The sequence below is a fragment of the Lutibaculum baratangense AMV1 genome (assembly GCF_000496075.1).
Classification (GTDB): Bacteria; Pseudomonadota; Alphaproteobacteria; order Rhizobiales; family Tepidamorphaceae; genus Lutibaculum; species Lutibaculum baratangense.
In genome coordinates this window covers 150,239-175,421 of the sequence record NZ_AWXZ01000007.1, presented here as the reverse complement: position 1 = coordinate 175,421, position 25,183 = coordinate 150,239, and the positions used below count along the sequence as shown (strand labels likewise).

21 protein-coding genes and 1 other RNA gene are annotated in these 25,183 nt (G+C 68.3%); 11 read left to right on the top strand and 11 right to left on the bottom strand.

Annotated features, from left to right (window positions below; genetic code table 11):
* Positions 1-65: 65 nt before the first annotated feature.
* The gene (gene ligA / locus N177_RS01510) at positions 66-2,189 is read left to right on the top strand and encodes an NAD-dependent DNA ligase LigA (protein WP_023430454.1); all 2,124 of its coding nucleotides are present in this window, start codon (positions 66-68) and stop codon (positions 2,187-2,189) included.
* Positions 2,190-2,228: 39 nt separating this feature from the next.
* Here ligA and N177_RS01505 read toward each other — a convergent pair whose 3' ends face one another.
* Entirely contained in the window at positions 2,229-4,046 is a 1,818-nt protein-coding gene (locus N177_RS01505) for an aminopeptidase P family protein (RefSeq protein WP_023430453.1), read from the bottom strand.
* Positions 4,047-4,251: 205 nt separating this feature from the next.
* On the opposite strand from N177_RS01505, the gene N177_RS01500 reads away from it, so the two are divergent.
* Positions 4,252-4,470, top strand: coding sequence for a hypothetical protein (locus tag N177_RS01500; RefSeq protein WP_023430452.1), 219 nt, complete (start codon positions 4,252-4,254; stop codon positions 4,468-4,470).
* Here N177_RS01500 and N177_RS01495 read toward each other — a convergent pair.
* From N177_RS01495 to N177_RS01480, 4 genes are all read right to left on the bottom strand, one after another.
* Positions 4,458-5,276 carry a 50S ribosomal protein L11 methyltransferase gene (locus N177_RS01495; protein ID WP_244444220.1) on the bottom strand — a complete coding sequence of 273 codons (819 nt, stop codon included), beginning with the start codon at positions 5,274-5,276 and terminating at the stop codon, positions 4,458-4,460. The genes N177_RS01500 and N177_RS01495 overlap by 13 nt on opposite strands.
* A 99-nt stretch (positions 5,277-5,375) precedes the next feature.
* Positions 5,376-7,727, bottom strand: coding sequence for an ATP-dependent helicase (locus N177_RS01490; RefSeq protein ID WP_023430450.1), 2,352 nt, complete (start codon positions 7,725-7,727; stop codon positions 5,376-5,378).
* A 97-nt stretch (positions 7,728-7,824) separates the two neighbouring features.
* On the bottom strand, positions 7,825-8,592 hold the full coding sequence (gene rlmJ / locus N177_RS01485) for a 23S rRNA (adenine(2030)-N(6))-methyltransferase RlmJ (RefSeq protein ID WP_023430449.1): 768 nt from the start codon (positions 8,590-8,592) through the stop codon (positions 7,825-7,827).
* Positions 8,593-8,641: 49 nt separating this feature from the next.
* Positions 8,642-9,997 carry a chloride channel protein gene (locus N177_RS01480; protein WP_023430448.1) on the bottom strand — a complete coding sequence of 452 codons (1,356 nt, stop codon included), beginning with the start codon at positions 9,995-9,997 and terminating at the stop codon, positions 8,642-8,644.
* A gap of 196 nt (positions 9,998-10,193) precedes the next feature.
* Here N177_RS01480 and N177_RS01475 point away from each other — a divergent pair, with 196 nt between their 5' ends.
* The 3 genes from N177_RS01475 (at position 10,194) to N177_RS01465 (ending at position 16,211) form a co-directional block, all read left to right on the top strand.
* On the top strand, positions 10,194-10,805 hold the full coding sequence (locus N177_RS01475) for an SH3 domain-containing protein (protein WP_023430447.1): 612 nt from the start codon (positions 10,194-10,196) through the stop codon (positions 10,803-10,805).
* A gap of 168 nt (positions 10,806-10,973) precedes the next feature.
* Positions 10,974-12,422 carry an FAD-linked oxidase C-terminal domain-containing protein gene (locus N177_RS01470; RefSeq protein WP_023430446.1) on the top strand — a complete coding sequence of 483 codons (1,449 nt, stop codon included), beginning with the start codon at positions 10,974-10,976 and terminating at the stop codon, positions 12,420-12,422.
* Positions 12,423-16,211 carry an AsmA family protein gene (locus tag N177_RS01465; protein WP_023430445.1) on the top strand — a complete coding sequence of 1,263 codons (3,789 nt, stop codon included), beginning with the start codon at positions 12,423-12,425 and terminating at the stop codon, positions 16,209-16,211.
* On the opposite strand, the gene N177_RS01460 is transcribed toward N177_RS01465, so the two are convergent.
* The 3 genes from N177_RS01460 to fumC are packed head-to-tail and all read right to left on the bottom strand — an operon-like array spanning position 16,168 to position 18,042.
* Positions 16,168-16,446: a ribbon-helix-helix domain-containing protein gene (locus N177_RS01460; RefSeq protein WP_040484927.1), complete on the bottom strand. Its 279-nt coding sequence runs from the start codon at positions 16,444-16,446 to the stop codon at positions 16,168-16,170. The genes N177_RS01465 and N177_RS01460 overlap by 44 nt on opposite strands.
* A complete protein-coding gene (locus tag N177_RS01455; protein WP_023430443.1) occupies positions 16,436-16,627 on the bottom strand; it encodes a DUF4169 family protein in 192 nt (63 codons plus the stop codon). The genes N177_RS01460 and N177_RS01455 overlap by 11 nt, the downstream gene beginning before the upstream one ends.
* 23 nt (positions 16,628-16,650) lie before the next feature.
* On the bottom strand, positions 16,651-18,042 hold the full coding sequence (fumC, locus tag N177_RS01450) for a class II fumarate hydratase (RefSeq protein ID WP_023430442.1): 1,392 nt from the start codon (positions 18,040-18,042) through the stop codon (positions 16,651-16,653).
* A 166-nt stretch (positions 18,043-18,208) separates the two neighbouring features.
* Here fumC and N177_RS01445 point away from each other — a divergent pair, with 166 nt between their 5' ends.
* Positions 18,209-19,033 carry a CBS domain-containing protein gene (locus N177_RS01445; protein ID WP_040484926.1) on the top strand — a complete coding sequence of 275 codons (825 nt, stop codon included), beginning with the start codon at positions 18,209-18,211 and terminating at the stop codon, positions 19,031-19,033.
* A 48-nt stretch (positions 19,034-19,081) separates the two neighbouring features.
* On the opposite strand, the gene N177_RS01440 is transcribed toward N177_RS01445, so the two are convergent.
* Positions 19,082-19,615 (bottom strand): SspB family protein, encoded by a 534-nt coding sequence (locus tag N177_RS01440; RefSeq protein ID WP_023430440.1) that lies wholly within the window; start codon positions 19,613-19,615, stop codon positions 19,082-19,084.
* Between the two features lie 75 nt (positions 19,616-19,690).
* Positions 19,691-20,047: a transfer-messenger RNA gene (ssrA, locus tag N177_RS20845) on the bottom strand.
* 148 nt (positions 20,048-20,195) lie between these two features.
* Between ssrA and N177_RS01435 the strand changes: the two genes are divergently transcribed.
* Both N177_RS01435 and N177_RS01430 read left to right on the top strand, forming a co-directional pair.
* The gene (locus N177_RS01435; protein WP_023430439.1) at positions 20,196-20,990 is read left to right on the top strand and encodes a thymidylate synthase; all 795 of its coding nucleotides are present in this window, start codon (positions 20,196-20,198) and stop codon (positions 20,988-20,990) included.
* The gene (locus N177_RS01430) at positions 20,990-21,523 is read left to right on the top strand and encodes a dihydrofolate reductase (RefSeq protein ID WP_051402197.1); all 534 of its coding nucleotides are present in this window, start codon (positions 20,990-20,992) and stop codon (positions 21,521-21,523) included. The genes N177_RS01435 and N177_RS01430 overlap by 1 nt, the downstream gene beginning before the upstream one ends.
* Before the next feature lie 13 nt (positions 21,524-21,536).
* Here the strand turns inward: N177_RS01430 and N177_RS01425 are convergent, their stop codons facing one another.
* On the bottom strand, positions 21,537-22,394 hold the full coding sequence (locus N177_RS01425; RefSeq protein ID WP_023430437.1) for a glucose 1-dehydrogenase: 858 nt from the start codon (positions 22,392-22,394) through the stop codon (positions 21,537-21,539).
* Positions 22,395-22,671: 277 nt separating this feature from the next.
* Here N177_RS01425 and hflK point away from each other — a divergent pair, with 277 nt between their 5' ends.
* Genes hflK through N177_RS01410 form a run of 3 tightly spaced genes read left to right on the top strand, consistent with a single transcriptional unit; the run spans position 22,672 to position 25,135 of the window.
* Positions 22,672-23,829, top strand: coding sequence for an FtsH protease activity modulator HflK (hflK, locus tag N177_RS01420; RefSeq protein WP_023430436.1), 1,158 nt, complete (start codon positions 22,672-22,674; stop codon positions 23,827-23,829).
* The gene (hflC, locus tag N177_RS01415) at positions 23,826-24,953 is read left to right on the top strand and encodes a protease modulator HflC (protein WP_023430435.1); all 1,128 of its coding nucleotides are present in this window, start codon (positions 23,826-23,828) and stop codon (positions 24,951-24,953) included. The genes hflK and hflC overlap by 4 nt, the downstream gene beginning before the upstream one ends.
* Positions 24,950-25,135: a DUF2065 domain-containing protein gene (locus tag N177_RS01410; protein ID WP_023430434.1), complete on the top strand. Its 186-nt coding sequence runs from the start codon at positions 24,950-24,952 to the stop codon at positions 25,133-25,135. Before hflC ends, N177_RS01410 begins: the two co-directional genes overlap by 4 nt.
* Positions 25,136-25,183: the final 48 nt, after the last annotated feature.

The following is a 25,183-nucleotide window of genomic DNA, read 5'->3' as shown; positions in this document are numbered from 1 at the left end:
ACAGTCGCGACTTGCGCGACAATGTGCGACACCTCTCCCAGACTTGTGACAGCGTGGAGCGAACGGTGGCGAAGGAACCTGGCGATCGGCCGGTCGAGGAGCTCGACCACGAGGCGGCGGCGGCCGAGCTGAAACGGCTGTCCGAAGAGATCGTGCGGCACGACCGCCTTTATTATCAACAGGATGCGCCGGAAATCTCCGACGCAGGTTACGACGCGCTCCGCCGGCGGAACGCCGCCATCGAGAAGGCCTTCCCCGATCTCGTCAGGCCCGACAGCCCTTCGCTCCGCGTGGGCGCGGCACCGTCGGAGAAGTTCGCGAAGGTGCGGCACACCGTGCCGATGCTGTCGCTCGACAACGCCTTCGATGCCGAAGACGTGACCGCCTTCGTGGAGCGGATCCGGCGCTTCCTGCGTCTGGAGGCCGACGAGCCGGTGGCCGTGACGGCGGAGCCGAAGATCGACGGGCTGTCCGCCTCGCTGCGCTACGAGAACGGACGGTTCGTTCAGGGCGCCACGCGCGGCGACGGCGTGACGGGCGAGGACGTGACGCGGAACCTCGAGACGATCGACGACATCCCGCTGAAGCTGAAGGGGAAAGGCTTCGGCGAGGTCTTCGAGGTGCGGGGCGAGGTCTACATGACGCACGCCGATTTCGAGGCCATGAACGCGCGGCAGGAGGCGGAGGGCAAACCGCTCTTCGCCAACCCCCGGAACGCCGCTGCCGGATCCTTGCGTCAGCTCGACCCCAGGATCACGAGGAGCCGCCCCTTGCGCTTCTTCGCCTATGGCTGGGGCGAGGTGAGCGAGGTGCCGTCGACCAGCCAGTGGGGCGTCTACGAGGAGATGAGGGCGTTCGGCCTGCCGACGAATCCGCTGATGAGGCTCGTGAGTTCCCCCGAGGAGATGATCGCGTTCCACGCGGAGATCGAGGAAAGCCGGGCGAGCCTCGGCTACGACATCGACGGCGTCGTCTACAAGGTCGACCGGCTCGACTGGCAGCGGCGGCTCGGCTTCGTCTCGAGGAGCCCGCGCTGGGCGATCGCCCACAAGTTCCCGGCCGAGAAGGCGACGACCGTGCTCGAGGACATCGAGATCCAGGTCGGACGCACGGGGGCGCTCACCCCGGTGGCGAAGCTGAAGCCGGTGACGGTCGGCGGGGTCGTCGTGAGAAACGCCACGCTCCACAACGAGGACGAGATCGCCCGCAAGGACGTCCGCATCGGCGACACCGTCATCCTCCAGCGCGCGGGCGACGTCATTCCGCAGATCCTCGGCGTCGTGTTCGAGAAGCGCCCGAAGGACGCCGTGCCTTACGTCTTCCCGACGACCTGTCCCGTCTGCGGCAGCCATGCGACGCGGGAGGTCAGCCCCCGCACGGGCAAGGAGGACGCGATCCGGCGCTGCACCGGCGGCCTGGTCTGTGCGGCGCAGGCCGTCGAGCAGATGCGGCACTTCGTGTCGCGGGCCGCCTTCGACATCGAGGGCTTCGGGGAGAAGCAGGTGAAGGCCTTCCACGCCGACGGGCTGATCGCGACGCCCGCCGACATCTTCACGCTGAAAGCGCGGCAGGAGGCTGGCGAGATCGACATCCACGCGCGCGAAGGCTGGGGCGACACCTCCGTGCGTAATCTCTTCGCGGCGATAGACGAGCGTCGTCGGATCGAGCTGCCGCGCTTCGTCTACGCCCTCGGCATCCGCCATGTCGGTGAGACGAACGCGAAGCTCCTGGCACGCCATTACGGGACGTTCGCGGCCCTGCGCGAGGCGGTCGTGGCCGCGGCGGACAAGGAGGGACCAGCCTGGGCCGACCTCCTATCCATCGACGGGATCGGCGAGACGGTCGCCGAGGCTCTCGTCGAGTTCTTCGCGGAGCCGCGCAATCTCGAGGTGATCGATGCCCTCCTCGGGGAGGTGGAGGTCCTGGAGGCGGAGCAGCCGACAGGTGCCGCGTCGTCGCCGGTCGCGGGCCTCACCGTCGTCTTCACCGGCTCGCTGGAACGGCTGACGCGGGACGAGGCGAAGGCGATGGCCGAGCGCTACGGGGCGAAGGTCGCAAGCTCAGTCTCCTCGAAGACCGATCTTCTGATCGCGGGCCCCGGCGCCGGCTCGAAGCTCAAGAAGGCGCAGGAGCTCGGCATCGAGACCATCGACGAGAACCAGTGGTTCGAGAGGGTCGGAGCGGAGTAGGCCGCGGGAGACCGCGGCCTATCGGGCACCCGGCCGAGGCTAGATGGCCTCCGTCGCCTGTTCGAGCCAGGCCCGGTCGGCATCGTCGAGATGGGGCGCCATGCGCTCGAGCGTCACGAGGTGATAGCTGTTGAGCCAGGTTCGCGCGTCGAGGCCGAGCAGGTCGGCGTCGATCAGCCGCCGGTCGATCGGCACGAAGCTCAGCGTCTCGAACGAGAGCACCGGCCTGTCGCCGCCCGGCACGAGCTCGGCTTCGTTCACGACCATCAGGTTCTCGATCCGGATGCCGTATTCGCCGGCCCGGTAGTATCCCGGCTCGTTCGAGACGATCATCCCGGGCTCGAGCGGCACCGTGCCCGTCTTCGCGATGCGCTGCGGCCCTTCGTGCACCGACAGGTAGCTGCCGATGCCGTGGCCGGTGCCGTGGTCGAAGTCGAGCCCGGCCTGCCAGAGGAAATAGCGGGCGATCGGATCGAGCTGCGCTCCCGTCGTGCCGACTGGGAAACGGGCCGTCGCGAGTGCCACGTGGCCCCGCAGCACGAGCGTGTTGTGGTGGATCATCTCGGGCGTCGGCTCGCCGACCACGACGGTCCGCGTGATGTCGGTCGTGCCCTCGCGGTACTGGCCGCCCGAGTCGATCAGGTAGAGCGAGTTGGGCTCTATCGGGCGGTTGCTTCCGGTCGTGACACGGTAATGCGGGATGGCGGAGTGCGGGCCGGCCGCGGAGATCGCGTCGAAGGAGAGGTCGCGAAGCGCACCCGTTTCGACGCGGAGCGCCTCGAGCTTCTTCGCGGCCGCGATCTCGTCGAGCCCTCCCTTCGGGGCTTCCCGGTCGAGCCAGGCGAGGAAGCGGCACATCGCGACACCGTCGATCTGGTGTGCGCCGCGCGCGCCCCGCACCTCGGCGTGCGTCTTGCGGGCCTTCGAGAGCATGAACGGGTCGGCGGCCTCCACGACCACCGCTCCCGCCGAACGGAGCCGGTCGGCGATCCACTGCGACACCACCGCGGGGTCCAGGCGGACGCGGGAGTGGCTGTCCCCGAGGGCGTCGATCAGGCCCGGGAAGCTCTCCGGCTCCACGATCTCGGTCAGGCTTCCGAGATAGGCCCGCGCGTCCTCGCCGAGTTTCGCGGACGAGACGGCGAATGTCGGGCGCCCCTCCTTCCTGAAGACGGCGAAACCGAGCGGCAACGGCGTGTGCGGCACATCCGAGCCCCGGATGTTGAATAGCCAGGCGATGACGTCCGGGCTCGTGATCACGCAGGCGTCCTGGTTCGCGCGCTTGAGGACGTCGCGCACCTCGTCGAGCTTGTCCTCCGCCGTCCTGCCGGCGAGCTCGACGGGGTGGGGCTCGATCCGTCCTTCCGGCGGAGCGGGGCGGTCGGACCAGACATCGTCGATCGGGTTGTCGGCAACCGGGATGAACTCGGCCCCGGTCTCGCGCGCGATCTTCTCGAGCTGGCGCACGTTCTTCACCGTGTGCAGCTTCGGGTCGAAGCCGATGCGCTGACCGGGTGTCAGGTTGTCCCGGAGCCAGCCTTCCCAGCCGCCGTCGGCGATCAGGTGCGGCGTCTCGAACAGCTCGAGGTCGACCTGCTGGCGGACCTGGATCGTGTAGCGTCCGTCTACGAAGACGGCCGCGCGCGTCGCGAGCACGAGGCCGAGGCCCGCCGACCCGGTGAAGCCCGTCAGCCACGCCAGGCGCTCCGCCGAGGGCGGCAGGTACTCGTTCTGGTACTCGTCCGTGCGTGGAACGAGGAAGCCGTCGAGCCGCAGCGATACGAGCTGGCGGCGCAGCAGCGGCAGCCGTTCGGCGCTGAGGCTCGGGTCAGTCGTCTCGTCGAAGTGCTGAAACATCATGCATTCCTGGTGGTCACGACGCGGGCAGGGCGGCTGGAACCTTGCGGAACAAGGGATTGCTGCGCTGCAGTAGCTAATATGTTGCGCATGCGAAGAGCTCGCCGCAGCCATGCGTTTGCGGCGGTGGCCATTAGGGCAGTTTTCCTTACCTTTCGACGTGGAACGGCAATCCGGTACCCAACGCTGACGAGGGAGCCACGAGATGGCCACCACCTATGCACATGATCATGCCGCCCGCGAGATTAAGGCGTCGTCGCCGGGCCTCTTTTCCCGCATTCTGACCCGCCTCCTGCGCGCCCGCGAGGCGGAGGCGAGGCGGCGGATCGCCGGCTACGCCCACCTCATCGACGCCGAGGCGCTCGAACAGGCGGGGCTGACGCGCGCCCAGATGGAGCGCCTCTACAACCCCTACGAGCGGTAGGCCCCGGCGGATCGGCGCTGGAGGACGAGCGTCGCCCAGCCGTCGCGGAACAGGCGGTCCCTGGCGACGAAGCCGCGCGTCCGCCACACCGCCTCGACCTCGCGGCGTTGCCAGGTGAGCAGCCCCGACAAGACGACGCTCGCCCGGTCGGCCGCGATCCGCTCGACGTCCGGGGCAAGGGCCACCAGCGGATTCGCGAGAATGTTCGCGACGATCAGGTCGTAGGGCGCGTGCCGCGTCACCGGCAGCGCCTTCACGCCGTCCGCCGTGTGCGCCTCGATCAGCGCCGACACCCCGTTGAGGCGCGCGTTCTCGACCGCGATGCGGGTCGCCACCGGGTCGATCTCCGTCGCCACCACCTTGCGACGCAGGGCCTTCGCAAGGCCGATCGCGAGCACCCCGGTGCCCGTGCCGATGTCGAGCGGGCGCTCGTAGCGGCGAGCCTTCAGCAGCGTGTCGAGCGCCTTCAGGCAGCCCCAGGTGGTGCCGTGGTGGCCCGTCCCGAAGGCCTGCGCCGCCTCGATCTCGATGCCGATCTGGTTGGCGCGGATGCGGCCGCGGTCGTGCCCGCCATAGACGACGAAGCGCCCGGCCGAGACCGGCGGCATGGCCTCGAGGCTCTCCTTCACCCAGTCGCGGTCGGCGAGCGGCTCGACCCGAAGTTCGAGATCCCGCGCCCGCTCGCCGAACGCGTAGGAGAGCGCCTGGCGCAGCGCGTCCTCGGAGGGCTCGTCGGTGTAGAAGGCCTCGGCGAGCCAGGCGCTGCCGGTGTCGAGTGAGCCCGTGGTCGGCGTCTCGGGTTCGATCGCCGCGAGGAGCGCGTCAGCGATCGCGTCGGCGTCGCGTTCGTCGCGGGCTGGGATGCGAAGGCGGTAGATGTCTGTCCCCCCGACGGACGACCGCGGTCAGCGCGCCGTCCCGTGCCTCTCGATGAAGGAGTCGAGCACCCGCTTCGGGCCCGACGTCTCGAAGTCGACCGTCAGCTTGTTGCCGTCGATCGACTTCACCTCGCCATAGCCGAATTTCTGGTGAAAGACACGCTCCCCGAGGGAGAATTCGGAGTTCGGGCCGCCGGACCGGGCGAGAATCTCGCCCTCGATCAGTCTCGGACCGCCCTTGCGGGTCTCCTGGCGCTCCCGGCCCCGCTGCGCGCGCTGCCAGCCGGGCGTCGCATAGGTCGAGCCGAACGGCTCGGCCCGGTCGAAGCGGGAGTAGCCGTAGCCGCCGTAGGAGCCGGCGACGGATCCCGTCTCCGTCACCTCCACGTTCGCCTCGGGCAGCTCGTCGATGAAGCGCGACGGCACGGTCGACTGCCACAGCCCGTGCACCCGCCGGTTCGTCGCGAAGTGGATGTGCGCGCGTCTCCGCGCCCGCGTCACGCCGACATAGGCGAGGCGGCGCTCCTCCTCGAGGCCCGCGCGGCCGCTTTCGTCTAGCGCGCGCTGGTGGGGGAAGAGACCTTCCTCCCAGCCCGGCAGGAACACCGTGTCGAACTCGAGCCCCTTCGCCGAGTGCAGCGTCATCAGCGACACTTTCGGCTCGTCGTTGCCGCTTTCGGTGTCCATCACGAGCGAGACGTGCTCGAGAAAGCCCTGCATCGTTTCGAACTCCTCCATCGAGCGCAGGAGCTCCTTCAGGTTCTCGAGCCGGCCCGGCGCCTCGGCCGACTTGTCGTTCTGCCACATCTCCGTGTAGCCCGACTCCTCGAGGATCTGGGCGGCGAGATCCGTGTGCTTCATCTCGTCGAGCTGCGCGCGCCACCGGCCGAATGTCTGCAGCAGGTCGCGCAGGCCGCCGCGCGGCCGAGGCTTCAGCTCCTCCGTCTCGATCAGCGCGAAGGCCGCCTGCATCAGCGGCACTCTCTGCGCGCGGGCGTGGTCGTGCAGCACGCGGATCGTCGCGTCGCCCAGGCCCCGCCGCGGCACGTTCACGATGCGCTCGAAGGCGAGGTCGTCGGCCGGCTGCACGACGGCGCGAAAATAGGCGATCGCGTCGCGGATCTCCTGGCGCTCGTAGAAGCGTGGGCCGCCGATCACCCGGTAGGGCAGGCCGAGCGTCACGAACCGGTCCTCGAACTCGCGCATCTGGAAGGAGGCTCGCACCAGGATCGCCATCTCGTCGAGGCTCTCGCCCCGCCGCTGCAGCCGCTCGATCTCCTCGCCGATGACGCGCGCCTCGGTCTCCGAATCCCACGAGCAGGTGACGCCGACCTTCTCGCCGTCCTCGCCGTCGGTGTGCAGCGTCTTGCCGAGCCGGCCCTCGTTGTGGGCGATCAGGTGGGAGGCCGCCTGAAGGATATGCGAGGTCGAGCGGTAGTTCCGCTCGAGCCGGATCACGGCCGCGCCCGGAAAGTCTGTCTCGAAGCGCAGGATGTTGTCGACCTCCGCCCCGCGCCAGCCATAGATCGACTGGTCGTCGTCGCCGACGCAGCAGATGTTGCGCGGGCCCTGGGCCAGGAGCCGCAGCCAGAGATACTGGGCGACGTTCGTGTCCTGGTACTCGTCGACGAGGATGTAGCGGAACCGCCCGTGATACTCCTCGAGAACGCCGGGGTTCTCGCGGAAGAGCCGGATCGTCTCTAGCATCAGGTCGCCGAAATCGGCGGCGTTCAGGATCTTCAGGCGCTCCTGGTAGGCGCGGTAGAGCTGGTCGCCCTGGCCGGCGAAGGCGTAGGCCTCGCCCGAGGGCACCTTGTCGGGCGTCAGCGCCTTGTTCTTCCAGCCGTCGATGAAGGCAGCGAGCTGGCGTGCCGGCCACCTCTTGTCATCGATGTCGGCGGCCTGGATCACCTGCTTCATCAGGCGGATCTGGTCGTCCGTGTCGAGGATGGTGAAATCGCGCTTCAGCCCGACGAGCTCGGCGTGCCGGCGCAGGATCTTCACGCAGATCGAGTGGAACGTGCCGAGCCACGGCATGCCCTCGACCGAATCGCCGACGAGGTCGCCGATGCGGTGGCGCATCTCGCGGGCGGCCTTGTTCGTGAAGGTGACGGCGAGGACCTGGCTCGGCCAGGCGCGCCCCGTGGCGAGGATGTGGGCGATGCGTGTCGTCAGCACGCGCGTCTTGCCGGTGCCGGCGCCCGCCAGCACGAGAACCGGCCCCTCCGTGGTCTCGACCGCGCGGCGCTGCTCGGGATTGAGGCCGTCGAGATAGGACGGCGGAGGCGGCGCCGACGCGGCGCGGGCGCGCGCGGCGATGCCGCCCGGGGCCGGCGAGGCGGCGGAGGCTGAGAGGGCGGGGCGATTGTGGTCGGCCATGGTCGGGCGGAGCGCGTCCCTTCTGGCGGTCGTGATTCGATCCTGCGAGAGTGTAGCTTCTATATGGGGCAGGATCAGGCCCGGCCACAGGCGGCGATCAGAGTATGCCCCTGGCGAGGCGCGCCCGCTCGCCGTCCGGCACGTTGACGGCGTAGAGGCCGCTGCCCCGCAGCCGGGGCGACTGTTCGGCGGGAAAGCGCTTCTCCTGCTGCCAGACGCCGGTCAGGCCGGCATCGTCCAGGCGCTCGATCATCGCCTTGTGGAGCCCCGCCTCCAGCACCGGGTACCAGACGAGAACGGTCGCCTCGGGCCACCGGGCGTTGAGCTTCGGCACGAAGGCCGCGACGTCGTCGTACTCGCGCTTCACCTCGTAGCTCGGGTCGATCATCACGAGGCCGGGGCCGTCGAGGCGGCGGGCGAGGGCGAGGACGCCGTCATAGCCGTCTTCGCGGTGGCACCTGATATTGCCGCCGGCGAACTCAGACGACAGCGCCTCGTATTCCTGCGGATGCAGCTCGTAGAGGTCGGCCTCGTCCTCGGGGCGCATGAAGTGCCGGATGATGGCGGGGGAGCCCGGGTAGGTGCGGATGCCGTGGCTCTTGTGAACCGCCGCCACCGCCTGCATGAAGGGATGCTCCGTCGGCAGTTTCTTCTGCGAGAACAGGCGCACGAAGCCGGGCCACGCTTCCCTGGTCTTCAGAGCCTCGGGCGCCCGCAGGTCGTAGAGGCCGCGCCCGGCATGCGTCTCGGCGATCGCAAGCGGCCGCTCCAGTCGCGTCAGGTGGTCGAGCAGGGCGGCGAGGGCCGCGTGCTTGTGCAGGTCCGACAGACCGCCGGCGTGATAGGCGTGCTGGTACGAGAGCATGCAGGCTGAATAGCGGGGTTGTGCCGCGCGGGAAAGGTCGGGGCGGCGTTCAGTCGTAGCTCCACAGGTCCTTCTGCCGGTCCGGCTGCGCCGAGCCGCGGGTGGCGAGCTGGGCCTCGAAGAAGGACCGGCCGAGCACCGCGAGGGAGAGGCCGTTCGAGATCGCGACCGTCAGCAGGAGGGCGATCGTGAGCGCGTAGCCGCCCGTCAGCTCGAACACCATGACGGCGGTCGAGATGGGGGCGCCGAGGACCGCGCCGGCGACCGCGCCCATGCCGAGAATGGCGTAGAGTCCGTTGCTGGAGGAGAGTTCCGGGAACGCCATCGCCGCGATCATCCCGAAGGCCCCGCCCGTCATCGCGCCGACATAGAGCGACGGCGAGAACACGCCGCCGCCGAAGCGCGAGGCGAGCGTGATCCCCGTCGCGAGGGTCTTCGCCGGGATCAGCAGGAGAAGCAGCACGAGCGGCAGGTTCTCCTTCAGGGCGGCGTCCGTGGTGTCGTAGCCCACGCCGAGGACCTGCGGCAGGAAGACGCCCATGGCGCCGATCGCGAGTCCGCCCGTCACGGGGCGCAGCCAGAGCGGCATCGGGAGGTCGCGGGCGACGCGGTCGGCAATCAGAAGGGTCGACTGGAACATGACCGAGACGAGCGCGCAGACGAGGCCCAGCAAGACGAAGGCCGGGAACTCCAGGTACGACGTGATCTGGTGTTCGGGTACGACGAAGGCCGCGTAGTCGCCGAACCACAGCCTCGACAGGACGGCCCCGGAGGTCGAGGCGATCACGAGAGGCACGAAGGTCGTGCCTCGGAACCTGTTCAGGATCACCTCCTGCGCGAAGAGAACGCCGGCGATCGGGGCGTTGAAAGAGGCCGAGACGGCGCTGGCCACGCCGCATGCGAAGAGAATGCGCGCGGCGCCGCGCGAGAGATCGAACCGCCTGCAGAGCGCGGCGGCGATCGAGGCGCCGAGATGAACGACCGGCCCCTCGCGGCCGGCGCTCGCGCCCGAACCGAGGGAGATCGCGCTCGTCACCGCGCTTCCGACGCCGGAGCGCAGATCGAGCCGCTCGCTGCCCTCGAGCCTCGCGCGGATGACCTCGGGCACCGAGTAGGGGCGATTGCCGGGGAGCAGATGCTGGAGGATCAGCCCGACGACGAGACCGCCCGCGACCGGCGCCAGGAATATCACCCACCACGGCTGAAGGCTCGCCGCGGCCGCGACGTTCTCGCTCAGCGTTCCAAGCCAGGGCCACTGAACGAGGCCGATGGCGATGCGAAACAGCACGGCGCCGATCGCGGCCGCTATGCCGCTCGCGAGCGCCAGCGCCCAGACGAGAGGCTGGCGGGTCGAAAGGAACTCTTCGAGGTTCGGCCTGAACCATCTGTCGATCAACTCGAGCACGCGCAGATCCGCTTCGTTCCAGTGGTCGCGCCGGTCACCTGCCGTCGCAGAAGTGGGGCCCGGCAGCGTGCGGTAGGAAACGCAGGACGCCCTATTGCCGATTCTGACCCGGCGATGAACGGGGAATTCCGGCACCGTTCAGCCCGACTTGCGTTTATTCCGCAGCATCGGAAGCTCGCTGACAAGGAGCATCAACATGAAGCGCTTTCTCGGGGCCCTGGCCCTGGTGTCGGCCCTGGCCGTCCCGGGCCTCGCCCATGCCGCGTCCGCGATCGCGACGGCCGACGTGAACCTGCGGGCGGGTCCGTCCACCGGCTATCCCGTCGTGACCGTCATCGGGGGTGGCCAGAACGTCGAGGTGAACGGCTGCCTCCAGAGCTACACGTGGTGCGACGTGACCTATCGCGGCGCCCGCGGATGGATGTCGGCCAACTACCTCGCCTATCTCGAGGGCGGACGTCGCTACACCGACCGGGTGCCCGCCCGGATCGGCGCGCCGATCATCACGTTCTCGTTCGGCAATTACTGGGATCGCCACTACCGCCACTATGGCTTCTATCGCGACCGGGAGCGCTACCATCGTCACTGGGACCGCTACGACCGCCGCGATGACCGTCGGGACTGGCGGGATCACCGTCGCTCCGACCGCCGTGACTGGCGTGACGATCGCCGCAGCGACCGCCGCGACTGGCGGGACGACCGCCGCAGCGATCGCCGTGACTGGCGCGACGACCGTCGCGGCGACCGTCGCGACCTGCGTGGTGAGCGCTCTACGGAGTTCCCGCGCTGGCGCCCGGACGGTCGCTGAGCGGCCGAGGCGGCTGACACACCCGATACTGAAGGCAGGGGCGCGTCCGGTGGGCGCGCCCCTTGTCCCTTTTCACGCCTGCTGCATGCCCGGGCGTGCTGGTTTGGTGATTCCGCCGTTTCTGATAATGTTCGGCGAACACTACCAATTCCGGCTTTTGGGGACAGCATGAACGAGGCGGCGAGGGTGACCGGCCGACTGGCGCCCGATCAGGGCGCGCGCGACGCTGCGCTGTCGGCGCTCGCCAGCCGATTCGGCGACCGTATGTCGACGTCGGCGGCCGTGCGCGAGCAGCACGGCCATACGACGACGTGGCACGCGAACATGCCGCCCGACGCCGTCGTCTATGCCCGCTCGGAGGACGAGGTCGCGGAGATCGTCCGGATCTGTGCCGGGCACGGCATGCCGGTGATCCCGTTCGGGACGGGCACCTCGCTGGAGGGGCAGGTGAACGCGCCCTTCGGCGGCGTCTCGATCGACATGTCGCAGATGAACCGAATCCTGGCGGTGCATCCCGAGGATCTGGACTGCGTCGTCGAGCCCGGCGTGACGCGGAAGGCGCTGAACGAGTATCTGCGCGACCAGGGGTTGTTCTTCCCCATCGATCCCGGCGCCAACGCGAGTATCGGCGGCATGGCCTCGACCCGGGCGTCGGGCACGAACGCCGTACGCTACGGCACGATGAAGGACGCCGTCCTCTCGTTGCGGGCGGTGATGCCGGACGGTCGCGTGATCCGGACCGGCACCCGCGCGCGGAAGAGCTCCGCCGGCTACGACCTGACGCGGCTCATGGTCGGGGCCGAGGGCACGCTCGGCGTCATCACCGAGCTGACGCTCCGCCTTCACGGCATCCCCGAGGCGATTTCGGCCGGCGTCTGCCAGTTCGAGACGCTGGAAGGCGCCTGCAGCGCCGTGGTGGCGACGATCCAGTCCGGCATTCCGGTCGCGCGGATCGAGCTCCTCGACGAGCTGCAGGTGAGGGCGTCGAACGCCTATTCGAAGCTGACGCTTCAGGAGAAGCCGAGCCTGTTCGTCGAGTTTCACGGCTCGGAGGCGGGCGTGCGGGAGCAGGCGGAGCTGTTCGGTGCGATCGCGGCCGAGTTCGGAGGCGGCGAGTTCGCGTGGGCGCGCGAGCAGGAGGCTCGCAACCGGCTCTGGCAGGCCCGTCACGACGCCTACTGGGCCTGCGTCGCGCTGCGCCCCGGCGCCAAGGCGATCGCGACGGATGTCTGCGTGCCGATCTCGCGGCTCGCCGAGTGCATCATGAAGTCGCGCGAGGATCTCGACCGCGCAAATCTCCTGGGGCCGATCGTCGGACACGTCGGAGACGGCAACTTCCATGTCTCGCTGCTCGTCGACATGACCGATTCCGCGGAGGTCGAAGCTGCGGGTGGATTCATGAGCCGGCTGGTCGACCGCGCGATCGAAATGGGCGGGACATGCACCGGAGAGCATGGTGTCGGCCACGGCAAGACGAAGTATCTCGCGAAAGAGCTCGGTGAAGCCGTCGACGTGATGCGTGCGGTCAAGCAGGCGATCGATCCGGGCTGCATCATGAACCCCGGAAAGATCATCTCCCCCGACGAGCAGAGTTCCCTGGTCCGGGAGCCGACCTAGTTGAACGCGTTCCTGCTTTCGATCGGCATCGTGGTGGCGGCGCTTCTGAGCGCGGCCTTCGCAGTGCCGATGTTCATCGACTGGAACAGCTATCGCTCCGTCATAGAGGAGCAGGCGGGCGACATTATCGGCCGACCGGTGGTGATCGAGGGCGACATCGACGTCCGTCTCGTGCCGACACCGATCCTGCGCGCGAGCGATGTCCATATCGGCGGGAAGGACAGCGGCGAGGGCGTCGGACGTTTGTCCTTGCGCGGCGGGCTGATGCCGCTCCTCAGCGGGGAGCTCCAGCTGAGGGAGGCCGCTCTGGAGCGCCCGAACCTCCGCTTCAGCGTCAGCCCGGAGGGATTCGTCTCCTGGGGAATCGAGACGGAGCCGGCCACGATCCCCATCGCACCGCAGCAGGTGACCCTTGATCGCTTCGAGATCATAGGCGGCCGGGTGACGGTGGAGGACGCGCGTCGCGATGCGGCGTACACGATCGACGACATCGAGCTCACCGGCTCCGCCGCAAGCCTGGCGGGTCCCTACAAGTTTCGCGGCGCGGCTTCCCTGGAAGGCGAGCGGTACGAACTCGAGGTTGCGCTGGGAAGCCTTCAGCCGGACGGCTCCATGCGGATCGGCGCCACTGCGCGGCCCGACGACAGTCCGGTCGTTCTGACCCTGGACGGCAGCATCGGCTATCTGGACGAACGTCCGCGCTATCGTGGGCTAGTGCGAGCCGAGAGCCGGCCTCAACCCGCAGGGGGCGGAGAAGAGGCGCAGGCTCAGGCTCGCGGGCCGACCGACGAGGACGAGCCGGCCAGCCGCTGGCGCTTCGAGGCCCGGACCGAAGCGAGCCCCGGCTCCATTGTTCTTCAGCAGCTGGGTCTGGAGGTCGGCGACGCTGATCATCCGATCACGCTCAGCGGCGCCGCCGAGGTGCAGCTGGGGCGGGAAGCCCGCTTCGAAGCGGTGCTTTCGTCGCGCCAGATCGATGTCGACCGGGCGCTCGGCGGGGGGCCGGAAGCCCCGGTTCCCCCTCTCGAGGCCCTGGGGGCGCTGGGCCGTGTCGTCTCGCCCCACTTCATGATGTTGGACGGGCGGCTTTCCCTCGACGTCGGGTCGCTGGTCGTCGGCGGCAACGTCATTCGGCAGCTCGAGGCCCAACTCGCCTTCGAGGACGAGGAATGGCGGATCGGGCGCGCCCAGGCCGTGCTCCCGGGGGACACGAGTGCCGCGCTCTCCGGGCGATTCCACCCGGATCCCGACAATCCGAGCTTCGTCGGCGCGGTCCGGCTGGCGGCGACGCATGCGAGCCCCTTCACCTCGTGGCTCTTCAGGGAGGATGCGCTCCTGCCGGGTCTCGGCGCGGTCACGGGCGACCTGCAGGCGTCGGCCTCGGTCAGGATCGCGGACGGCTCCTTCGCCCTCGACAGGCTGGAGGTGACGACCGACCGAAACCACCTGACCGGCTCCATCGCCTATGCGTCACCGGCGGAGAGAGCCGACAGGATAGACATCGTGCTGAACACCGACGCGTTCGACACACGGGGATTGCCGCTCCAGCGGCTGGCCGACACGCTGCGTGCCCGGATCGCCCGGGCCGGCGGGGAGGAGCCGGACATACATCTGGACCTCGACATCGGCGAGCTGAGCGGTGCCACCGTGGCGGCGCGCGACGTGGTGGTGCGGGGTGTTCTGACGGGCGACCGCCTGGATCTCGAGGCGCTGGACATCGGGAACATCGCCGGGCTCGAGATCTCGGCGGGGGGAGAGCTCGCCGATCTCGGCGGAACACCGACCGGCCAGCTTCAGGTTCGCCTGACGGCCCAGGACCTGACCCTTGCGGCCGAGGCTGCCCGTATCGCCGAGCTCACAGACCTGGCCACCGTGCTGGAAGCGCGAGGAACAGCGCTTTCACCGCTGACGGCCACGCTCGACCTGTCCTCCAGAACCCGGGAGGGTGAGCCCGGCCTCGATCTGCGCTTCGAAGGGACTGCCGCGGGAACCGACATCTCGTCGAGCGCGCGGCTGCAGGGGCGCCTCGCGGAGCTCGCATCGAACACCATCCGCCTCGAAGCTGCGGCCCGGAGCGAAGAGGCGGGCCCGCTCCTCGCGCAGCTCGGGCTCGGATCGGCAGATGTCGCGGGCGAGGGGGCGGTCGAGCTGTCTGCTCACGGGAGCATCAGGAGCGGACTGAGCTTCGTCCTGAGCGGGGAGACGAGCGCCTTCGCGGGCTCGCTCGACGGAACGGTCGCCTGGCCCTTCGGCGAAAGCAGGAACCTCGCAGGTGCCCTGACGCTCGAGGTCCGGGACCCTTCGCCGCTCGAAGGAGCCACCGGGCTGCCATGGCTCTCGGTCCTGATCGATCAGGGAACGCTCAGGGCGCAGGTCGCCGGATCAGGCACCCGCTACGAGATGAGCGATCTCTCCTATGAGGGGCAGCGATCCGCGCAGGGTTCCCTTGTGTTCGAGACAGGCGCGCAGCCGGGCGTTCATGGCGCGATCGTCGTGGACGAGATCGCGCTCGATCGCCTGCTTACCGAGGCTGCCGGCATGGAAGGCATCCTCGAGCATGACGTCGACGGACCTTCCTGGCGGGGAGAGCCTTTTTCGCCACTGACCGTTCCCGCGCAGCGCGTGTCGCTCGAAGTCAGCGCCAGCCGTGCCACATGGGAGGAGATCGAGCTATCCGACGCCTCCCTCCGGCTGCTCGGGGAGGAAGGCAGGATCGCGTTGCGCGACCTGGATGGACGGGTCTTCGACGGACGGCTCGAGGGCAGCCTGGAGCTGCAGACGCTACGGGGCGTCACGAACCTCTCGACCCATCTGCATCTCAAGGATGTCGCCCTCGGCGAGGTCGTCTGGCGGCGGAACGGGCGGCCTTGGGCGACGGGGCGTGCCGACCTTGCCCTGCAACTGAGCGGCGGCGGCCGGACGCCCGCGTCCCTCGTCTCGTCCCTGGCGGGAGAGGGCTCGTTCCTGCTGCGCGATGTCACCATCAGGGGGCTCGATCCCTCGGCTTTCCAGCAGGTCGTGAGGGCGACCGAGGCCGAACTCGAAGTCGAGGAGGAGCCGGTGGCGGCTGCGCTCGAGGAGGCCCTGTCGGGTGGCGCGATCCTGGTCGGTGCCGCGGAGGGTGCCGTTTCGGGAAGCGGCGGAACATTGCGGGCCGGCCCGGTGAAGCTCGACAGCCGGGATCTCGAGGTCTTCGCTTCCGCGGCGGTCGACCTCGAGGATTTCACGCTGGACTCGAACTGGACGATCGGAGACCGCGACCAGGCTGAGGGCCGGGCGCGCGAGGCCATCCTGAACTTCTCCGGCCCCATCGAGCAGCCGATGCGGACGATCAACGTGAGGCCGCTCATCAGCTATCTCACGGTCCTCCAGTTCGAGCGCGAGATGAGGCGCCTTGAAGAGGTTCAAGCCGAGATCCTGGAGCGCGAAAGGCTCGGTCGGGAGCTTCTGCAGTTGGGGCGGGAGCGGCGGCAGCGCGAGCGAGAAGCCTCCACGCCGCAGCAGGATTCCGCTGCGGGGGAGGAGGAGCCGGAGACGAACGCCGGCGATGCGCCGGATCTGGAGTCCTCCCGCCCGGCAGAGCAAGGAACTCCCGGGCCCACGCCCGCACCGGCCCGGGAGCCGGAATCGCTTTCCCTCGACCGCGACGAGTTCCGGCGGACCATCCAGGACCTGCTGCGCGGGATCGATCAGTCCGGCTCGCGAAGCGGCGTCGATCCGCAGGTCTACGAGACGGCGGTCGAGCTCAGGGGGAGCCTGCCTCTCGAGGAGGCGGCGACGGCTCGGTGACGGGGCTCTGCACCGTCCCGCTCTTTGCCCGCTTCAGGAGAAAAACGCGGATGGCGGAGGAGAGGCTTCGTCGGCCGCGCCCGGCATCTATGCCGGTGATCATGACGGCGAGCGAGACGGACTCCTGACGTGCCGCCTCCTGCAATTCCTCCCAGAACTCGTCCTCGAGGGAGACGCTGGTGCGGTGGCCGGCGATCGTCACCGAACGCTTCTTGAGACCGGGCTCACTCGTCATCGTCGGTTCGGCCGAGCCGGTGCCCCTCGACGTGCCGGTCGAGCGACGAACGCTGGCGTTCGGCGGCTTGCCGCTCCGCCTTCGTCATGCCGAAGCGCAGGCGGTTGTCGGCCGCCTGCTTCTCCTTCTCGGCTCGCGCACGCGCCTTTCGGGCCTGCCGAAGATTGACGATGTCGCTCATCTCGCGGCTCCCGTGGCAGAGGTTCAGCCGGGCCGGACCATGCGTTCGGGCCGCACGATCTCATCGAACTCGGCCTCGCTCACATAGCCGAGCTTCACCGCCTCCTCGCGGAGCGTGGTGCCGTTCTTGTGGGCCGTCTTCGCGATCGTGGCGGCATTGTCGTAGCCGATCTTCGGGGCGAGCGCCGTGACGAGCATGAGCGATCGCTCGACGCCCTGCCTGATGTTGTCGAGGCGCGGCTCGATGCCCACGACGAGGTTGTCGGTGAAGGACACCGCCGCATCCGCCATCAGTCGCACCGACTGCAGGAAGTTGTAGGCCATCACCGGGTTGTAGACGTTCAGCTCGAAGTGGCCCTGGCTCCCCGCGAAGGTCAGCGCCGCATGATTGCCGAAGATCTGCACGCAGACCTGTGTCAGCGCCTCGCACTGGGTCGGGTTCACCTTGCCGGGCATGATCGAGGAGCCCGGCTCGTTCTCCGGCAGGGCGAGCTCCCCGAGGCCTGCACGGGGGCCCGAGCCGAGGAAGCGGATGTCGTTCGCGATCTTGAAGAGGGATGCTGCGACCGTGTTGATGGCGCCGTGCGAGAACACCATGGCATCGTGCGCTGCCAGTGCCTCGAACTTGTTCGGCGCCGAGGTGAAGGCGAGCTGCGTGATCGCGGCGATACGCTCGGCGACCTTCTCGGCGAATCCTTCGGGCGCGTTGAGGCCCGTGCCGACGGCGGTGCCGCCCTGCGCGAGCTGCATCAGGTCGGGAAGCGTCTGCTCGATACGGGCGATGCCGTTTTCGACCTGGGTCGTGTAGCCCGAGAACTCCTGGCCGAGCGTCAGGGGCGTCGCGTCCTGGGTGTGCGTGCGGCCGATCTTGATGATCTCGTCCCACACCTTGGCCTTGTCGTCGAGGGCGTTGCGTAGCTTCTGAAGGGCCGGGATCAGTCGGTGGACGATCTCTTCCGCGCAGGCCACGTGCATGGCGGTCGGGAAGGTGTCGTTCGACGACTGGCTCATGTTCACGTGGTCGTTCGGGTGCACGGGCTTCTTCGAGCCCTTCTCGCCGCCGAGGATCTCGATCGCGCGGTTCGAGATCACCTCGTTGGCGTTCATGTTCGACTGCGTGCCGGAGCCCGTCTGCCAGACGACGAGGGGGAAGTGATCGTCGAGCTTGCCTTCGATGACCTCCTGGGCCGCCTGAACGATCGCCCGGCCGACCGTCTCGTCGAGCTTGCCGAGATCCATGTTCGCCTCGGCGGCGGCCCGCTTCACGATCCCCAGCGCGCGGACGACCGGAAGCGGCTGCTTCTCCCAGCCGATCTTGAAGTTGCCGAGGGATCGCTGCGCCTGGGCGCCCCAATAGCGATCGGCAGCCACTTCGATGGGACCGAAGGAATCGGTCTCGGTGCGCGTGTCGGTCATGTCTGCTTGTCCCGTCTCGGTCTGCGTTGGCCGCGCTTCTAGCACGCGGAGCGCGGTCCCGGAACGCCCTAGAGCCGGAGGCGCCGCGCTCACATTCCTCTTGCCAGTGCGCTTTCGCTGAAGCAACTATAGGTTGTATTCTGCGACGCAGAGGGGGAGGCTTGGGATGTCATGGCGTCCAAGCGGGAGGACGGCGGTCTCGCCGGAGCAGAGATCCACAGCAGAGCAGCGGCACCTGATCGGCGAGCGCATGATCAAGGGCGCCTTCTGGGTCATCGGCTTGTCCGGCGGGGCACTCGTGCTGGCCGTCGTGGTCTTGGCCCTTGGAGGGAAGCTGCAGGACACCAACGGCCAACTCGCGCTCGGCTATATCGACCGCTTCATCGGGGCGATCATTCCGCTGTTCGGGGCCTGGGTGGGGGCCGTCATCGCCTTCTACTTCGCGCGCGACAATTTCGATGCCGCGACGGAGAACACGCGGGCCTTGCTCAACCAGATCACTCCGATCGATCTCGAGGTCGTGACGGCGGAGGAGACGATGACGAAGCGCGCGCAGCTGACGGTGGTCACGGCCGGAGATGATGAAGCTCGTCTCCTCAAGACCGAGATATTGCCGAGATTCATCGAACGCGGGTTGAGCCGCGTGATCATCGTGGACACTGCCGGACGGGGGATCGGGGTGCTGCAGGATGCGGCGGTGATGGAGTTCCTCGTCAATCCGCCGCCGACCCTGGGCAAGACCCAGGATCAGCTCACGTTCAAGGACCTGCACGACAACGACGGAATCAGGAAGTTGCTCGACGTCTCCGCGATCTACGTACGGCCGGAGGAGACGCTCGCATCGGCGCGCCGGAAGATGGAGGAGCAGAGCAGGGCGGCTCCGCGCACGGTGCGCGACGCCTTCGTCACGCGCACGGGCGACAGGTCGGATCCGATCCTCGGATATCTCTCGGACATCGACATCGCAAGGAAGGGCAGGTTCGCCGGCTGAGGGAAGGCAGCCGGGCCAGTTCGCAAGAGCGAAGGGGGGGCGCCGCCGTCAGCTCTTCTTGCGGAACGCGTCGAGAGACACGACCTCGGCAGACTTGTCCGCCTCGCTCTCCTCACCTTCGGGAGAGGGGGCGTCCGCGTCCACGGTCTCTCCGGCCTCCGCCGCCTCGAACTCCGCGACGCCGGAGGTCGGCTGCTGTTCCGCCTCGCCCTCCTCCTGCTCCTGCGTCACAGGCTCGAACTGAAGCCCGAACTGGACGCTCGGGTCGAAGAAGCCCTTGATCGCGGCGAACGGCACGACGAGCTTCTCGGGCACGCCGTTGAAAGACAGGCTGACGGTGAACCCTGTCTCGGTGACCTCGAGGTCCCAGTACTGGTGCTGCAGGACGACCGTCATCTCCTCAGGGTACTGCTCGCGCAGCCGGTTGGAAACGCGCACGCCGGGGGCGTTCGTCTCGAAGGCGATGAAGAAGTGATGCTCACCCGGAAGGCCGCTGCGCGCAGCATCCGCCAGGACCGTCCGAACGACGCCGCGGAGGGCATCCTGAGCCAGAAGGTCGTAACGAATAAGGTCCTGGGCCATGTGAAGCTGGATCTGTCTCTCGGTGCGGCATCTGAAGGGGGCTTCTCCGGCGGGAGGCACCCTCTGAAAAGCGAAAGTGGAGGCTTCTGTTGCCAGGTGCCTCCGAACCCCGCCCGACGGTGCAACCCGTCAGGACTTGGATCGGTATTTCAAGCTGCGTTACGCAGCCTGAGCCACCGGAGCATAGTTGTCATTCGCAACTACATTTTTGGTCCGATGACGGTGGTACCATGCCGGGCGAAGATCCGTCCTTTACACCCTCGTCGATCCTGTTTCGCCCCCGCCGGAGCCGACCATCGAGGGATCGGTTCGGGTGGAGGCGCCGGGTACTGCCCCCGGGTCCGATGGGCTTATTACGACGGTCCTGTATCGCCATAGTCGGCCGTCGCCGACGCACCCAATATAGGGGGCCGGCGAGCGGATTTGAAGCGGTGCGTCATGCACTTCGGGCAAGAATGTGCGTCTGCGCGCGCTCGCGGGCCCCGAGGCGCGAAATCCCCAGCAGATCCGGACTCGGCCGATTGGGGTGACGGCCACAACCCGGTATGGTTCGCCCACGGGGCGAACACGGGATACCGAGATGAAGACCTACCAGGATCTCCTGCGCCGCATCCTCGACGAGGGGATTGCGAAGGGCGACCGGACGGGAACCGGGACGCTCAGCGTGTTCGGCCACCAGATGCGGTTCGACCTCGGGGACGGGTTTCCGCTCCTGACGACCAAGAAGCTTCACCTGAAGTCGATCGTCCACGAACTCCTCTGGTTCCTGAGGGGCGACACCAACATCCGCTACCTCAAGGAGCACGGCGTCTCGATCTGGGATGAGTGGGCCGATGAAAAGGGAGAGCTCGGGCCCGTCTATGGACGGCAGTGGCGGTCGTGGCCGGCGCCGGACGGCCGCTCCATCGATCAGATCTCGCAGGTGGTGGACGCCATTCGCACGAACCCCGATTCGCGCCGCCTCGTCGTCTCGGCCTGGAACCCCGCCGAGGTCGGAAGCGCGGCCCTGCCGCCGTGCCACTGCCTCTTCCAGTTCTGGGTCGGAGACGGCAGGCTCTCGTGCCAGCTCTACCAGCGCTCGGCGGACGTGTTCCTGGGCGTGCCGTTCAACATCGCGTCCTACGCGCTCCTGACGATGATGATGGCGCAGGCGACGGGCCTGAAGCCCGGTGACTTCGTCCACACGCTTGGCGACGCCCATCTCTACATGAACCACCTGGAGCAGGCCCGCGAGCAGCTGTCTCGCGCGCCGCGCCCGCTGCCGAACATGCGAATCAATCCCGAGGTGACGGATATCTTCGGCTTCGCCTACGAGGACTTCAGGCTCGAGGGCTACGAGCCGCACCCGCACATCAAGGCGCCGGTGGCGGTGTGATGACGGAAGGACTCGCGGGGGGACTGGGGCTGCCGATCGTGCTCGTGGCCGCGGTCGGCGAGAACGGCGTGATCGGGGCCCAGGGCGACATGCCCTGGCGGCTGCCGTCCGACCTTCGGCACTTCAAGGACCTGACGATGGGGCAGCCCGTCGTCATGGGTCGCAAGACGTTCCTGTCCATCGGCAAGCCGCTGTCCGGGCGCGTCAACGTCGTCGTGAGCGGGCCGACCCTCGGGCCCGTGGAGGGTATCGAGCGGGCGTCGACCCTGGAGGAGGGGCTGCGGCTCGCCGGGCAGGCCGGACGCGGCCGAGGCGCGCGGATGATTGCCGTGATCGGTGGCGGCCAGATCTACGCCCAGACGATCGACCTCGCCGATCGGCTCGAGATCACCCGCGTCGCGGTCGCGCCCGAAGGCGATACCTTCTTCCCGATGATCGACGAGGCCTCCTGGAGGGAGGTCGCGCGGCGCGGTCCGGTCAAGGGCGAGACGGACACGGCCGCGGTGACCTTCCTCACCTACGAACGGCGGTGACGGCGCCAAGCCATCAGCCGCCGACGATCTCGCCGCCGTTCGGGTGAAGGACCTGGCCCGTCATGTAGGAGCCGTCCTTGCAGGCGAGGAAGAGGTAGCTGGGGGCCACCTCGTTCGGCTGCCCCGCGCGACCGAGCGGCTGGTTGGCGCCGAACTTCGCGACGCGCTCCGGCTCGAAGCTCGCCGGGATGAGCGGGGTCCAGATCGGCCCGGGTGCGACGCCGTTGACGCGGATGCCGTTCTTCGCCTGCTGCGAGGCGACGGAGCGTGTGAGCGCGACGATGGCACCCTTCGTCGCGGCGTAGTCGACGAGGTGTCCCGACCCGCGATAGGCGGTGATCGACGTCGAGTTGACGATCGCCGCGCCCGCCTGCATGTGCCTCAGCGCGGCTTGCGTCATGAAGATGTAGCCGTAGATGTTCGTGCGGAACGTCCGCTCCACCTGGTCCTCTGTTATCTCGGTGACGTCATCTGCTTCGTGCTGCTCCGCAGCGTTGTTCACCAGCACGTCGATCTGCCCGTAGCGGTCGATGGTCTGCTGTACGACGTTCTCGCAGAAGCTCTTGGTGCCGACGTCGCCTTCGACGAGGTGCACCTGACCCCCCTCGGCTCGAACGTGGCGCGCCGTCTCCTCCGCGTCCTCGTCCTCCTCGCGATAGACGATGGTGAGTTTCGCACCCTCTCGGGCGAACAGGACCGCGACCGCGCGGCCGATACCGGAGTCGCCGCCGGTGACGATGGCGACCTTGTCCTTCAGGCGGCCGCCGCCCGGATAGCGCGGCATATAGTCCGGGCGGGGTACCATCTCGTGCTCCCGGCCCGGCTGCCGGTCCTGGGCCTGGGGCGGACGCACGTTCTCGTCGCTGCTCATGGCATGAAACTCCTGCGAAAGCGGACTCGGCGGGTGAATGTCCAGCGGAATTCGCCAGTTCCGCCCGCGCCCCGAGTTTGTCGGCCCCCGCCGCGAGCGTCAGGTGCCCGACCTCCGCGGGCACCCCCTCCGGGGGAGCCGCCGCCCGCGACTTTGTGTTCACCAACCACTCTCGGAGCCCGGCGCAACGCGTTGAAACCGAAGGTGCGCTCGCGTATATGCCACCTACGATCATCGGCGGAGGGGCAAGCCGCCGACCAACAGACAAGGAATTGTCATGCCCTGGAACAACCAGAGCGGCGGTGGCTGGCGCGGCGGTGGCGGCGGCCCATGGGGAGCACCTCCATCCGGACCGGGCGGCGGTGGCGGCGGCAGTCAGCAGCCGCCTGATCTCGAGGAGATCCTGCGGCGTAGCCAGGACCGGCTGCGCAACGCGCTGCCAGGCGGCTCGCTCGGCGGCCGCGGCCTGATCCTCATCGTGTTGGTGCTGCTGGCGGTCTGGGCCGCGAGCGGCTTCTACAGGGTCGAGGCGGACGAGCAGGGTGTCGTGCTGCGGTTCGGCAAATATGTCGACCAGACCAATCCCGGGCTGAACTACCACCTGCCGTGGCCGATCGAGACGGCGCTCACGCCCAAGGTCACCCGCGAGAACCAGATCGACATCGGCATGCGCATGGGCCCGGGAGGCGAGGCTCGGGACGTCCCCGAAGAGAGCCTGATCCTCACGGGCGATGAGAACATCGTCGACGTGGACTTCTCGATCTTCTGGGTCATCTCGAACGCCGGCAACTACCTCTTCAACATCCAGAACCCGGAAGGCACCGTGAAGGCCGTGGCGGAGAGCGCCATGCGTGAGGTGATCGGCCGCAGCCAGCTTCAGCCGGTTCTCACTCAGGCGCGTGCGGTGACGGAGCAGGCGGTCTTCGACCTGATGCAGCAGACCCTCGACAGCTACGAGTCGGGCATTCGCGTGACGCGCGTCCAGCTCCAGAAGGTCGATCCTCCGGCGGCCGTCATCGATGCGTTCCGTGACGTGCAGGCGGCGCGGGCCGACCAGGAGCGCCTGCGCAACGAGGCGCAGTCCTATGCGAACCGCGTGGTGCCGGAGGCGCGTGGCCGGTCTGCCCAGATCACCGAGCAGGCGGAAGCCTATCGCGAGCAGACGGTGGCGGAAGCCCAGGGTCAGGCCGACCGGTTCGAGGCGATCCTCAACGAGTACGAGCAGGCTCCGTCCGTGACGCGGCGCCGCATGTTCCTCGAGACCATGGAGCGCGTGCTCGGCAGCTCCGACAAGGTCATCATGGACCAGGGCGCCGAGAGCGGGAACGGCGTCGTCCCCTACCTGCCGCTCGAACCGCTGCAGGGCGGCACGCGGCCGAGCTCGAACACGAACACGAGCGCCAGCACTCGCGCCGTTGTGGGAGGCAACCAGTGATCAGAACCCTTGGCGCCGGCTTCCTGCTCGTACTTGCGGTCGGCCTCTACGCGCTCTATAGCGCCGCCTTCACCGTGAACGAGGCGCAGCAGGCCCTCATCCTCCGCTTCGGCGACCCGCGGCGCGTCATCCAGGAGCCGGGGCTCCACTGGAAGGTGCCGATCGCCGACAACATCTTCTATCTCGACGACCGCATTCTCGACCTGGATTCCCCGGTCCAGGAGCTGATCGCGTCGGACCAGAAGCGCCTGGTGGTGGACGCGTTCGCCCGCTTCCGCATCGCCGACCCGCTTCGCTTCTACCAGGCCGTCGGCACCGTCGATGCGGCCGAGGCTCGCCTCGCGACCATCCTCAACTCCGCACTGCGCCGGGTCCTCGGCGAGCAGACGTTCTTCGCCGTGGTGCGAGACCAGCGCGACGCACTGATGCGCGACATCACGGCTCAGGTGAATCGTGAGGCGCAGAACTTCGGCATCGATGTCGTTGACGTACGCATCCGCCGAGCGGATCTGCCGCAGGCGAACTCCGAGGCGATCTACCGCCGGATGCAGACGGAGCGCGAGCAGGAAGCGTCGCAGATCCGCGCCGAGGGCGAGGAGCAGGCGCGCCGCATCCGGTCGCGGGCCGATCGCGAGTCGACCATTCTGGTTGCCGAGGCCCAGAGGTCGTCGGAACAGATCCGAGGTGAGGGCGACGCCCTGAGAAACCAGATCTTCGCGAATGCCTACACGCGCGATCCCGGCTTCTTCGACTTCTACCGCTCGATGCAGGCATACGACAACGGGCTGAGGGGCGAGACGACGCGCTTCATCATGCGGCCGGACTCGGACTTCTTCCGCTACTTCGTCAACGCACAGGGCGTTCCGGAGCCGGGCGACGCAACCGCGACTGGCGAGGCAGCGACGGGCGCGGAGACGGAAGAAGGCGCAACCGGCGACACTCCTGCCACCGAGGAGCCGTCGGCTGCGCCCGCCGACGATGCCGGCGAGCCCGAAGCGCAGGTGCCTGCCGAGACAGGCGCGACGGGCGGCGCAGGCGCCCCTGCACCGACCGATACGGAGCCGGGGGATCCTCCGTCCCCCGGCGAAGGTGAAAGCCAGACCTTCACCGTTCCGGCTCAATGAGCGACCTACTTGCTGCCCTCGGTCTCGCGCTCGTGATCGAGGGCATCGTTTATGCGGGCTTTCCCGGCCCCATGAAGAGAATGATAGTCTCGATCCTCGAGCTTCCGGAAGCGGTGCTACGCGCCGGCGGTCTCGCACTGGCCGCCGTCGGGCTCGTCATAGTGTGGCTCGTTCGGGGTTGAGGCGGGAGCCGTTGCGGTAGAGTGTGCCGCAACTGCCGTGCAGCGGCG